Genomic DNA, 13190 nt, shown 5'->3' on the forward strand with positions numbered 1-13190 from the left:
TTCCTCGTGAATTGTCACAGAACTGTAGAAGAAGAACCCTTGTTTTGCTTTTTACAAAGCAGTGACAATTGCACTGCAGAAGGGTTGGTAACGATTAAGGGATATTCAAGTATTTGTGTACCTGCAAACTCAATCGCCACTTGGGGTTTTCTTTGATATAATCCAATATCAGCGGGGTCATTTCATTGGCTTTTTCCCATTCGGGTTGCAGGTATAAATGACAATTAGCAGGAACTTTTGCAGCATATTCCTCTGCCCATTTAAAATCGTGTTTATTAAAAACGACCACTTTTAATTCATTGGCTTTTTCCACTACTTCGGGCAGGGGTGCTTTGAATTTTTTGGGTGATAAGCAAATCCAATCCCAATGGCCGCTCAACGGCGAAGAGCCGGAGGTTTCCATATTGGTTTCGAAACCTGCGGCATGCAAGGCTTCCGTTAAAATATCCAGCTTGTGCAGTAAAGGTTCTCCACCCGTAATCACGGCCAGTCTTCCCCGATAACTGCTTGCTTTGGCCACTATTTCTTCTACGGAAATTACCGGGTGTTTGCTGGCATCCCAGCTGTCTTTTACATCGCACCAAACACAGCCTACATCGCATCCGCCGAGTCTGATAAAATAGGCAGCGCGTCCCTGATGGGCGCCCTCTCCCTGTAAAGTGTAGAAGGCTTCCATAACCGGCAGTTCTGATCCCACGGGCAATTGCATTATCCTCTGTTATTTAAATAAGCTTGTAAAGTATTTTTAAGCAAACCTGCAATGGTCATTAAACCCACACCACCTGGTACCGGTGTAATAGCACTGGCAAGGGTTGAAACAGATTCGTAGTGTACATCTCCTTTTATCCTGAATCCTTTTTTAGCGGTGGCATCTGTTACACGGGTAATGCCCACATCAATAATAACCGCACCAGGTTTTACCATATCGGGGGTTACAAATTCAGGTTTACCCAAAGCAGCAACTAATATATCGGCTTGCTGGCAAATCTCTTTCAGGTTGGGGGTATGAGAATGACAAAGGGTTACCGTGCAGTTCCCCTGTGGTATATTGCTACTTAATAGTATACTCATGGGTCTGCCCACAATATTGCTGCGACCAATTACTACCGCGTGTTTTCCTTTGGTAGGGATGTTAAAATGTTCCAGCATTAATAAGATTCCGTAAGGAGTGGCAGGAATAAAAGTCGGAAGCCCCTGAACCAGACGGCCAATATTGCTGGGATGAAAACCATCCACATCCTTGCGAGGATCAATGGTTTCTATGACTTTTTCTTCACTAACATGTTTCGGTAAGGGAAGTTGCACCAGTATTCCATCAATAGCTGGGTTCTGGTTCAGCGATTGTATGGTCTCTAGTAGTTCAGATTCGGTGCATTCTTCCGGCAGGCGGATCAAAGTTGACTCAAAACCAGTCTCCTCACAGTTTTTGACTTTGCTGGCAACATAGGTTTCGCTGGCTCCGTTGTTTCCCACTAAAATAGCTGCCAGGTGTGGGGCAGGAAGGCCTTTATCATGTAATTCAGCGGTTTTTGCTTTCAGATTTTCTTTTACTGCTGCTGAAGCCAGCTTGCCATCTAGTACTAACATGGCGCAAAATTACCAATTTTAAGGAGGAACGGTTAAAAAAATGCAACAGCGATTAAAATTCAGTAATATTAAGAAAAAGTCAATTTATATAGACGGTAGTGTTAAAAATTGATTTATATTAGCGGTATTGTTAAAAATTTTAACAATTTTTCTAAATCAAAAATCTAACACATGAGAAAAAGTCTGACACTGTTGGCGGCTTCGTTGCTATTTAGCATAGCAACATTCGCTCAAACAGTTCTTGTGCAGGGGCAGGTGACCGACGACCGAGGTCCAGTGCCTAACGCAACCGTGCAGGAAAAAGGCACAAAAAACATCACTCGTGCCGATGAGCTGGGAAAATTCAGCTTTAAAGTGAAGCAGGGAGCAATTGTTGTGGTAACAGCTGTAGGGCATACGCCTTTTGAGTTTGCAGCAACAACCGGATTCCAAAATGTTAAAATAGCTACTGTAGCTGGCGAACTGGAAGAGGTATTTGTTACCAGTGCTTTCGGTGTAAAAAAGTCTCAGAGAACAACTCCTTTCAGTTCTCAAGTAATTAACTCAGAACAACTGAACGTAATCCGTCAGCCGAACCTGAACAACGCATTGGCAGGTAAAGTTGCGGGTGTGCAGTTCAGAGGTCAGTCTTCAGCCAAGCTGAACGATCAGGGTTTCCTTCGTATCAGAGGGGGTGGATCATTAACCGATGGCGATGGAGCTATCTATGTGGTTGATGGTACCATTACCAGCTCATTCGATATCAACCCTGACGACATTGAAGACCTTACTGTACTAAAAGGTGCTAACGCTACTGCTTTGTTTGGTAGCCGTGCCGGTAACGGTGCTATTGTTGTTACTACTAAGAAAGGTAGAAAAGGCAAGGGCATTGGTGTAGAGGTAAATCAGTCTACCATGTTCGACAAAGCTGCTTTCATGCCAAGATACCAGAATGAGTATGGTGGTGGTGACGGTGGTTGGTTAACTTTTACCTATAACCCAACCATGCCAGCAGAATGGCAGGCATTAAACGGTAAGCGTTACCGCGATTTTACTGATGATGCTTCTTGGGGACCCAAAATTGACGGATCTGAATATATTCCTTGGTATGCTTTTATTCCAGGACATTCCAGATCTGGTAAAACGGCAAGCTTTACTCCTCAGCCAAACAATGCCAGAGATTTCTGGAATACTGGGGTAACTTCTAATACCAACGTTAGTTTCTCACAAAATAATGGTGCTGGTCAAAGTTTAAGAGTATCTTATACCAACCAGAACATTAAAGGTATGTTGCCTAATTCAAAGAGTCAGAGACATACTTTGAATACCAATTTCTCTATGGATTTGGGTAGCTTCTTAACTATCGGAGCTAACCTTACTTATACCAATCAGTTGATCTCTGGTGATTTCAACGACGGATACTCTAACAACTCTTCTGGTAACTTTAGCCAGTGGTTCCACAGAGATCTGGACATCAATATCCTGAAAGAACTTGCTGATATCAGAACTCCAATCGGAACCATTCCTTCCTGGAACTTCCGTAGAAACCCGGGTTCTTGGAGTGCAGCAGCACCACAGAACAGTGTATGGGCAGGTAACTACTGGTACAATCCATTTACTTACTTTAACAATATTCAGCGTGATCAGCGCAGAGACCGTCTATACGGAGATATCAATATGACTGTTAAGTTCTCTAAGAACTTAAAGTTCAAGGGTAGCATCCGTAAGGATCAGTTCAGTAGAAATCTAGAGAATATTGATCCTAATATTCTACAGACTTCTGGCGGACAAACTGGTTTGTTGGCTTCTTATGCTACGCACAATCGCATTAACAGTGAGTGGAACTTTGAAGGTATTTTGTCTTACAACAATACATTCGGAGATTTCGTAGTAGCTGCTAACGTGGGTGCTAACCGTTTGAATATTCGTCAGAGAGAAGTAGCAATGAATACCAATAATGGTTTGAACGTACCAGGTTTGTATGCTATCAGCAACTCTAAAACTGTACCTACAATTACGAATACAAGATCAGATCAGCAGGCGAATTCCTTGTTTGCTTTTGGTGACGTAGAATACAAGAAGTTCCTAAGCTTAACATGGGCAGTTCGTAACGACTGGTTCTCTACCTTACCAGCAGGTAACAACTCCTTGTTGTCTCCTTCAGTGGGTGGTGCTTTCGTATTCTCTGAGTTCACAAAATCTGCTTTGCCTTGGTTAAACTTTGGTAAAGTATTTGGATCTTGGGGTAAGAAGCCTAAGGCTTTAAATCCTTATGCTTTAAACCTGAACTACTCTGTTAACCCATTGTTATGGGGTACCAACTTCTTAATGAGTACACCGAATGGTTCTCCTGATGCAAACCTACGTGGCGCATTAACAACCACTTGGGAAGCAGGTATCGACTTGCGTTTTGCAAAAAACAAAGTTCGTTTGAATGCTACTTACTATAACGAGAACAACAAGAACGAACCTCTAGCGGTTTCTGTTTCTGGTGTTTCTGGTTTCACTTCTCAAACCATCAATGCTGCCTGGATTAGCCGTCAGGGTATTGAATTGGAATTGGGTGTAGACATCATGAAGAAGAAAGACTTCAACTGGACTGTGAATACAACAGCTGCTTACTTACTAGATAATAAAGTAAGAGCATTGGCTCCAGGTTTAACCAGTTATACTTTAGCAGGTGGTTCTTTCGGAACTCGTTTTGCCCGTGCTTTCCACTTTGTGGGTCAGCAGTGGGGTATGTTAAGAGGTGGTGGTATCAAGCGTAATGCAGATGGCCAACCATTGATTACTACCAACGGATTCAGCGGTGGATTAGGCTGGTACCAGGCTGATGCAACCAAAGACTGGGGTTCTGTTGTTCCTAAGTTTACCGGAGGTTTACAAAACTTCTTCAGCTACAAGAACTTCAACTTAGGTTTAACATTTGACTATCAGCTTGGCGGACGTTTCTTCTCTCTATCTGAGCAGTGGGGAACTTTCTCTGGCTTGATGGAGCAAACAGCTGGCTTGAACGACAAGGGTAACCCAATCCGCGATGCAGTTTCTGCAGGTGGTGGTGTACGTGTTACCGGTGTTGATGCAAGAGACGGAAGAACTCCTGTAGACATCTATGTAGATGCTTACGATTACTTCCACCAGTTCTACTATCAGCAAATTGCTGAGCCATTTGTACACAAATTGTCTTATGCAAAATTGCGCGAGCTTAGCTTAGGCTATTCAATTCCAACCAACAAACTAGGGAAGTTTGGTAAATCTATCCAGGGTGCTTCAGTTTCTTTAACTGCTCGTAACCTATTCTTCATCTACAGAGACTCTAAGAACTTTGATCCTTCTGAAATCAGTGGTGTTCAAGGGGAAGATGGTCAGATGCCAGGTGCAAGAACCATTGGATTTAACGTTAAGGTATCATTCTAAAACCCTAAAACAATTATCATGAAAAGTATGAATATAAAAAAAGCAGTGCTGTCGTTAGGGGTTTGTGCCACTTTAGTGGTGGGTTGTAGCAAGGGAATTAGTGATTTCGGCGATATCAACCGTAATCCGAACGCAACAACCATTCCTATTACTTCAGCATTATTGACCAACGTACAGTCCCTTATTGGCGGTAACGTTTGGGGCAATGCCATCAACACTACTGCAGGCTTGTATGCGCAGTATATGTCTGAAACCCAGTACACCGATATTTCCCGTTACGCAGCTCCAACCCAGAACTGGGATGATTTCTACGCGGGTGCGATGTACGATTTACAGAACATTATCAACACCAATAGCGATCCTTCTACAGCAGGAGCAGCTGCAGAATTCGGAGCCAATGCCAATCAAATTGCCATTGCCCGTATTTTAAAAGCTTACTACTTCTCTGTATTAACAGATGCTTACGGTGATATCCCTTACTCTCAGGCTTTAAAAGGCAATGGTACCATTCCTTACGATAAGCAAGAGACCATTTACCCTGCATTGATTGCAGAATTAAAAGCGGCTAACGCACAGTTTACTACGGGTGCTGCTGTTCAGGGTGATATCATGTATGCTGGTAACACAACCAAGTGGAAAAAATTTGCCAACTCTTTGATTGCTGTGCTTTCATTGCGTATGTCAAAAGCCAATCCAACTTTGGGTAAAGCAGAATTTGCTGCTGCTGTTGCTGCTGGTGTAATTGATGCAAACGCAGACAATGCAACTATTGCTTATCCAGGTGGTAACTACAATAATCCTGTATACCAGTATTATGTAATTACCCAGCGTTTTGACTATGCAGTAAGCTCTACTATAACCAATAAATTGACAACTTTGGGTGATCCTCGTATTGATAAATACGGTAACAACACCAAAGGTTTCCCTTATGGTTTAACCAGAGCTGATGCATTAGCTTGGCAAACAAGCAATCCAAACTTTGCATTCATTTTTGGATATACCGGAACTCCTCAAACTATGCCATTGAGCATTATCTCTGCGGGTCAGATGTTTTTGGCCAGAGCAGAAGCTGCTAAATTGGGATGGACTTCTGAAAATGCAACCACCATGTACAACAATGGTGTAACTGCAGAAATGAACAGATGGGGAATCACCAACGCAACTGCTATTACCAACTACCTTGCTCAGCCTACTGTAGCATTGGATGGTTCTGCAGCAGATAACGCGAAAATTGGCGAACAGCGCTGGTTGGCACATTATCCTGATGGTTTACAAGGATGGTCTGAGTGGAGAAGAACAGGTTTCCCTGTATTAGCTCCTGCTCCAGGTGCTGGTAAAGCCATTCCAAGAAGAATTCCTTACGGACCAAACGAACCTTTATATAATCCAACTAACTATGCAGCTGCTGCAGCGTTGTTTAACAGCAACTCTCAGGATGCAAAAGTATGGTGGGATAAATAACGAGTTTTTCATTCTCAGTTTTTAATTCTCATGGGGGCCTGTATTCTTACAGGCCCTATTTTTGTGCCATAATCAATACAAGAAAAAATGGAACAGCAACCGAATAACCAGTTGAACATAGAAATTACCGAGGAAGTAGCAGAAGGGGCTTATGCCAATCTGGCCATCATCACCCATAGCAATGCGGAATTCGTAATTGATTTTGTGAATGTGATGCCGGGTACGCCCAAGAGCAAAGTGAAGTCGCGTATTATTTTTACGCCGATGCATGCCAAGCGGTTTATGAAGGCGCTGGAAGAAAACATCCATCGCTTTGAAGCTGCCAATGGCCCTATTCAGGATTTGGAGCAGATTGAAATTCCCATGAACTTCGGCGGTCCTACTGCGCAGGCTTAATTATGCTGTATAGAATAGAAAGTGTTTCAAAAATTTGCTTCGTTCGCTGCCCTGAATTGCTTCATTAATAATTATTAATGCATTTTTATTTAAAGTTTCAGCAATTCAGAAATGCTCACTCCTCAAATTTTTTGAAACACTTTTTTATTTCTAATCAAGAAGAAAAGCCTGCACAGTTAATTCTTAACTTTTCATGGGAATTTCAATTACTGATGCCTTTTCACTTTGAGGCCATTGGTAGCACGGAGCTTTATGCGTGGGGAGTAAAGGTTATAAATGGGCTGAACGGCCCATTTTTTCGTTTGAGATTTTCGGGATTTTAGCTGCACCATTTAAAGGCTATAATCTTGAAAAACATTCCAATGATTCAGATACTTCCAACCCGAATTTTTCTGCAAAAATTTTCCCTTGTTTTATGTTTTCTGATGCTGCAATTCCTGGTAAGGAGTCAGGAAAATCGGATTGATTTGCCGGGCAATGCAGGCTTAATTTCAATGGTGGGTAACGATCGGTACCTGATTACAGACGATGAGGAATATTTTTTACTCGAGCGGATGAACAATCTAAGTGTGCTTTTTGAAATTAAAACAGGAAAACTGAAAGCAGTTGGAGCAGAAGCCTACCGATTGTATGCGGAACATACCAACAAGTATCCACTTCCCAACTATACCGTTAATGAGAGCGGGAATGAGTTCTCTTTGTATGAAGGAAGCAAAAAATTGTACTCCATCAAAAAGGATCCTTACAAGAATGAAGTGAAGCCATTAAAAAAAACAGGCATTGTAATGGAACTCCTGAAAAAAAAGACCAATTGGTTTTTGTGCATCCGGACGGCAGAAGGGTAGAGCTGGTTGATCATTACAGCAATATGGAAAAGAAAGATCCCAAAAGGAATATTCACCACCGAACTGTTTTCGCCAATCTTGATATTGGGTATTGTTTTATTACAAAGGATTTGCAATATGTGTTTGACAGAGATGGAAGAGTCATCAATCTGCAAACCGGAGAAGCCTTCAAAATGGATCATAATGCAAGACATGCCAAAGGGTATGTATACGGAAGTTATGATCCCGAAACTACTATACTGAAAATAGACGATGGGGGGAGTATAAAAGCCTATCATTTGCGCACCCAGCACTATCTGGGAAGAATCAGCTACAGTCATTATTTAGACGGTCAATTTATATTTCCTGTTAGTATTCCTTTGTTAAGTTCCAATAGTCAATTATGTGTAGTGGGGTTGGGTTACAGTGAAGCCCAGGTGTATTTAATAACCGACAACAAAGTGGTGCACGCATTTACGAATCCCAATGTGCTCTCAGAGAAAAACGATTATGCAATGTGGCAACAAAAGCGGGAGGAAGAAAATAGAGAAAGACTGAAGAAAGAAGAAGCCGTAAGACAGTGGAACAGAGATCACCTGGTTTCCAGGGGAACCCTTACAAAATGCAATGACTGTAATGGTACCGGTATGCTGGGGAGAACGGCTAAAACCACGGCCAATCAAATGAATGTGTACGAAAAAAGAGGCGACAACTATTATTTCCGCGGTACTTCACATGATACCTGGCCCATCATCTGCGGCAGCTGTTTCGGGAGAGGATCCTCCATAAAAAAATAATCCCAAAAAATAATCAATAGACTATTACAGAATGAAAAAAGTTCAATTGGGCTCAATAGGTCTGCTGCTTGCCATAAGCCTCTTGTCTTCCTGCAAAAAAGACACGGCATCCAATTCGTCACAGCAGCCAAATCCAAATCCTACCACTTTCACCATTCTAAAGAGTAATCAATGGAAAGTGCTGGCACAGCAAAGTTTGCCCATGAATGAAGGAGTGCTTGGGGGAGGGAGAGGAGCCACTGCTTTTACCACACAGAAGCCAGATGAGCTTAGGTGGTACTCGCTTCATAGAACCATGTCGAATATTAGCGGACACAATGAAATGATATTGAATACAAAAGGGGAGGTAACCATTAATTCCAATTTTACACATCCATCTTACGGAGGTGATATCAAAGGTTTTATTGGCAGTGATATCTGGAAGATCAATGTAGGAGAAGTAGCCAACCAGATTTATGCATTCAAAAACGATCAGTTGGTAGATCTGTCAAAATACCCTGAAGGTCAGGAAAAAATTATAAGGATACAGGCAACAGAAGACGGAATGCTCAATTGTTCTGAATCCAATACCAGCAACTACGTTAGCTATTATCATTATGCCACCCAAAAATGGAAGAGTAATTTTTTTACGGGAAATAATTTTGTAACACTTCGCTACAAAGGATTAACCTATGCAATTTGTTTTACGCGCCTCACCAGCGCCAATGGAATAACAATTTGGGAAGAGTCGAATAACCGCGTTGAAACACAGGATCCACAAATTCCTACTATCAAAACAGTTCGTTACCCAATGACCAACCTTAAGTATATACCGGGTGAATATGGTTGGGTGATTCATTCCGCAACCTATGGCGATGAGGTATTTGTTGCTTTTCACAGTCATACTTCCAATACCCGCTTTGGGGTAGTAAAAGTGAATTTAACCAACCATACAGCAGAACTAATACAGGCACCGGAGCAAAAAGCGGCATTTGGCGGAACCCAATATGTAGTACTGAACAATGTTCATTCGGTAGAAGTAGACGATAAGGGCAATTTGTATGTGGTGGAATCCAGAAATGAAAACAACAAAGCCTACTATGGCATTCGAAAATATTTAACCAACGGACAAACAGAAGTGATTTTGAAAGAATCCGATTTGGCTTTCAATACCAATATTCAGGGACTGAAGTTTTTTAATGGCAAACTACATGTGGCTGTTATGAACAAGGAAGATATTCCCGATGGTAACCCCAATGACAATAACTTCAAAGTGGTCTACCATAAGCAGATCATCGCGCCGAATTAAAAGCCAGGTTCTTTACAATCGAATTTTGATACCACCGTTTACCACAAAACCATCTACGGGTGCATAGATATCTTTGAAGTTGGGATTGTTTACAGTGCCGGTATAAATGGGTCCGAATTTGGATTGACGGGTATTACTGAAATTTTCGAAGTTGATAAAGAGCGAAAACTTATCCCAGATTTTTTCGGCCATTAATCCTACAATCCAGTATGGCTGTCCGGTAGTACCATCATTTAATCTCTGCTGACTAAAGTGATAGGCTTCCAGACCAATTTTTAGTTTGCCTTCAATTTCATACATCAATACATTATTGAGTCTGTGTTTGGCAGTAAGTGGCAACCAGGCTTTGGTATTGGCAAAATGGGTGTTGGCATCGGTATAAGTGTAACCCAGAAATAATTTGAAGTCGCCATACGTCAAGCGCAGATTGGTTTCCATGCCCTTTGTGTCGAGATAACCCGTTGAATTTTCAAAAGAAGAATACCCACTGGGAGAACCCACCAATACCAACGGATTATTTAAACGCGTGTAAAAGAACAAATGATTAAAGCTGACCCCTACTTCTCCAATTCTGGTTTTGTAATTTAAATCCCAGTTAAAACCAATGGATCTTTCATTCCTGGTATTGTTAACATTAATGGGTAGAATATTTTGAAATTGCAAACGCTCACCTTCTTCTGTAAATATGCTGGGCGTTTTATAGCCATATCCACCACCCAGGCGAGTGGTAAATGCGGGGCTGATTTTAAACATTGCAGAAATTCTCGGTAAAAGTTCCCATCCATAGTTGTTTACATGGTCAGCACGAAGCCCAGTTTCTAACACCAATTTTTCAGAAACCGTCCAGGCATTCTGCACAAACAAACCGAAAGTGTTGAACTGATAATCTCTTTTACCAGATAAAGGTTGACCTCTTTCAGAAAGTTTGTCGGTAAGCACATTGGCACCAATAACCCAATCAGAAGATTCACTGTTGCGGTTCCAGGTAAACTCGGAGAAGGAAGATTGTTGCAGGGCATCAAACTGGTAATTGGGAATACGAATATCTCTGTTGAAATTGCTGAAACTGTTTTTAAACTGCAGGTTCTCTTTCTCGTTCAGTTGATGGGTAATGCCAAACTGAGTAGTGATGCGTTCGGTTTTATTTTTTTCAAAAAAATCCGTGCCGCCGTTTTTGATATAATTCATACTTCCACCAATCCTGTCTTCCGTTAAGTAGTTAACGCCAAAGTCGGCATTGGTTTTCTTACCATAAAGGAAAAGTCTGGGGTTGATGGAATACCGCTCAAATTTCGGGATGGCCGTGAATCCATTATTGGCCGGATCAAAAGGGCGGTTGCTGTTTCTGGAAGCAAAAACCGTTAGGCCAGCTTTCCCGTAGCGTTCACTGTAAAAGCCACTCAGGTCTAATCCCCCCGCAGAAGTGGCATTGGCTAAAAAGCTCAATTCTTTTTTCTCGGTAGGCGTTTTAGAAACCAAGTTCACCAATCCGGCAATGGCACCACCTCCGTAGAGGGTAGAGGCAGCACCTTTAATTACTTCCACCTGTTTTAAATCGAGGGGAGCAATCTGAAGAATGGATAAGCCGCCAGAGAAACCAGCGTACAAAGGATATCCATCGCGAAGAATTTGTGTGTAACGACCGTCTAAACCCTGAATACGGATGCCTGCATTATAAGAAGTAGCCGAAGTCTGCTGGGTTTGAATACCGGTACTTTCATTTAACAACATTCTTATATCGCCCGGTTTCATATTGCCTTTCTCCACCAATTCCTCTCCGGAAATCACTTCCACACGGGTAGGGATATTGGCAATGGTACGGCTGATACGCGTAGCTTTCACAATTACTTCTTCCATTTCGTGTTCGTGCTCGTCACCATGTTCGTCTCCGTGTTCATCTTTATGCTCGCCCTCTTCCTTTTTCCCTTTTTTTGCAAGCGCAGTAAGTAATACTTCTAACTTAGTCGGCTCAGCAAGTGGAACCTGCACTTCTATTTCTTTAGCGGCAAAACCAATATAAGTAATCCGGACAGAATATTTACCAGCAGGAATATTTTTAAACAGGGCAATACCATTGCTATCGGCAATGACTGTTTTATTGAGTTGCTCAAGCAGGGCAGTAGCGCCAGCCAAAACAGATTTGTCTTCTTTGTTTTTAACAGACAGTTCAATGGAATGCTGGGCATAACCATAAAAAGCAGAAAGTAGTATCGCAAATAGTAAGGCAGTCTTCTTCATAGGATTCAAAACTAGGGAAACATTTTATTCGCCTAGTTTTTTTATAAAGCAGACAATTCTATTGGTTTCTTCAAATCCAACCTTGTGATGAAATTGAATGCTATTAGCATTTGTTATTGCAGTGTCGGATGCCAGTGTATAGCAATGCTTGCTAATAGCCCATTCCTCTGCTGATTTTAATAAGGCTTCTGCAATCCCTTTTTTCCGGAAAGCAGGCTTCACATATATCGCTTCTACATATGCGGTAGGTGACACTTCCGATCCCTCTACATAATCGGATCTCAGGGTTAAATGAATGAACCCGATATACTGGTTTTCTTCCTTCGCTAAAAAACATATCTCTGTTGAAGACCCAATGCTTTTTTCAAATACTTGGTATTCCTCCTCGTAATCCGTTTCGGGAAACATTTCCACGAAAAGACTGGTGAGTTCTTTTAGGTTGCTCTTATTTATCGGTTCAATAAGCATAGAATATGGACATTATTTTTTTTCTCTAGGTTATGAGAATCAAGCTTTATGATTGGATTAAATTTATTCTAAATACTTGTTCTGATTCAGTACAGATAACGAATACCCAGTAATTAAATGTATGATACGAATTTACTCAGGAGTTTAGTCTCTCTAAAGTCTGATTATAATTCTTTAATTCCCTATTTAAGCTGCGTACAGTTATTCCTAAATATTCTGCTAGATCGCTCTTTTTAAACTTTACTTTTTGGTCCTCCAACAAATAAAGGAGATTTTTTAAAGAAGTTTGTAAGGTATTGAGTTGTTGGCTAGAGGCTCTTGTTGCGGTTTTTTGTAATCTTCTTGCAAGTTCTACCATTAATAAATGGTTGAAATTCGGATCATTTAGTAGCTCCTTCCTGAAAAAGTCAATTTCGATTTTATACAATTCACAATCGGTTAATGATTTGATGGTTGCAAGATTTTTACATTTCAACAATGTTTCTATTTCACCCATAATTTCACCTATACCTAAAAATTCTAAGGTATATGATTTGCTATTTTCCTCTGAAATAGTACATTTCATGATACCCTCTTTTAGTACATAAATGAATTTACTATACTTGCCTTGTTCAATTATGTTTTTATTCTTTTTAATAGAAACTAGTTGGATGAATTCTTGATGACTTTCACCAAGCGAATCAAAAAAATCAAGAATTTTTGTATTTGTAAGTATCATAGGACAAATGTCCTATT

At 41.1% G+C, this 13190-nt stretch carries 11 protein-coding genes; 6 read left to right on the top strand and 5 right to left on the bottom strand.

Features of this window, described 5'->3' with window-relative positions:
- Positions 1-94 precede the first annotated feature (94 nt).
- Complete coding sequence (locus P767_RS0114490) at positions 95-709, bottom strand: 7-carboxy-7-deazaguanine synthase QueE (RefSeq protein ID WP_026765105.1); 615 nt, start codon at positions 707-709, stop codon at positions 95-97.
- The gene (locus P767_RS0114495) at positions 709-1587 is read right to left on the bottom strand and encodes a bifunctional 5,10-methylenetetrahydrofolate dehydrogenase/5,10-methenyltetrahydrofolate cyclohydrolase (protein WP_026765106.1); all 879 of its coding nucleotides are present in this window, start codon (positions 1585-1587) and stop codon (positions 709-711) included. Before P767_RS0114495 ends, P767_RS0114490 begins: the two co-directional genes overlap by 1 nt.
- A gap of 171 nt (positions 1588-1758) precedes the next feature.
- Between P767_RS0114495 and P767_RS0114500 the strand changes: the two genes are divergently transcribed.
- The 6 genes from P767_RS0114500 to P767_RS0114530 all read left to right on the top strand — a co-directional run bounded on the left by P767_RS0114500 (position 1759) and on the right by P767_RS0114530 (position 9749).
- The gene (locus tag P767_RS0114500) at positions 1759-4983 is read left to right on the top strand and encodes a SusC/RagA family TonB-linked outer membrane protein (protein WP_026752550.1); all 3225 of its coding nucleotides are present in this window, start codon (positions 1759-1761) and stop codon (positions 4981-4983) included.
- 18 nt (positions 4984-5001) lie between these two features.
- Positions 5002-6444: a SusD/RagB family nutrient-binding outer membrane lipoprotein gene (locus P767_RS0114505; protein ID WP_051417379.1), complete on the top strand. Its 1443-nt coding sequence runs from the start codon at positions 5002-5004 to the stop codon at positions 6442-6444.
- Between the two features lie 87 nt (positions 6445-6531).
- The gene (locus P767_RS0114510) at positions 6532-6840 is read left to right on the top strand and encodes a DUF3467 domain-containing protein (protein WP_026752548.1); all 309 of its coding nucleotides are present in this window, start codon (positions 6532-6534) and stop codon (positions 6838-6840) included.
- Positions 6841-7202: 362 nt separating this feature from the next.
- On the top strand, positions 7203-7685 hold the full coding sequence (locus P767_RS0114520; RefSeq protein ID WP_026765109.1) for a hypothetical protein: 483 nt from the start codon (positions 7203-7205) through the stop codon (positions 7683-7685).
- Positions 7661-8461 (top strand): hypothetical protein, encoded by an 801-nt coding sequence (locus P767_RS0114525; RefSeq protein WP_157611559.1) that lies wholly within the window; start codon positions 7661-7663, stop codon positions 8459-8461. Before P767_RS0114520 ends, P767_RS0114525 begins: the two co-directional genes overlap by 25 nt.
- A gap of 31 nt (positions 8462-8492) precedes the next feature.
- Complete coding sequence (locus P767_RS0114530) at positions 8493-9749, top strand: hypothetical protein (RefSeq protein ID WP_026765111.1); 1257 nt, start codon at positions 8493-8495, stop codon at positions 9747-9749.
- 12 nt (positions 9750-9761) lie between these two features.
- Here P767_RS0114530 and P767_RS0114535 read toward each other — a convergent pair whose 3' ends face one another.
- The 3 genes from P767_RS0114535 to P767_RS0114545 all read right to left on the bottom strand — a co-directional run bounded on the left by P767_RS0114535 (position 9762) and on the right by P767_RS0114545 (position 13173).
- Positions 9762-11987: a TonB-dependent receptor gene (locus P767_RS0114535; RefSeq protein ID WP_026765112.1), complete on the bottom strand. Its 2226-nt coding sequence runs from the start codon at positions 11985-11987 to the stop codon at positions 9762-9764.
- Positions 11988-12011: 24 nt separating this feature from the next.
- Positions 12012-12455, bottom strand: a complete 444-nt coding sequence (gene aac(6') / locus P767_RS0114540) for an aminoglycoside 6'-N-acetyltransferase (protein WP_026765113.1) — start codon at positions 12453-12455, stop codon at positions 12012-12014.
- Between the two features lie 136 nt (positions 12456-12591).
- Positions 12592-13173, bottom strand: coding sequence for a Crp/Fnr family transcriptional regulator (locus P767_RS0114545; RefSeq protein ID WP_026765114.1), 582 nt, complete (start codon positions 13171-13173; stop codon positions 12592-12594).
- Between the last annotated feature and the right edge of the window lie 17 nt (positions 13174-13190).

Source organism: Sediminibacterium salmoneum NBRC 103935 (assembly GCF_000511175.1).
GTDB lineage: Bacteria > Bacteroidota > Bacteroidia > Chitinophagales > Chitinophagaceae > Sediminibacterium > Sediminibacterium salmoneum.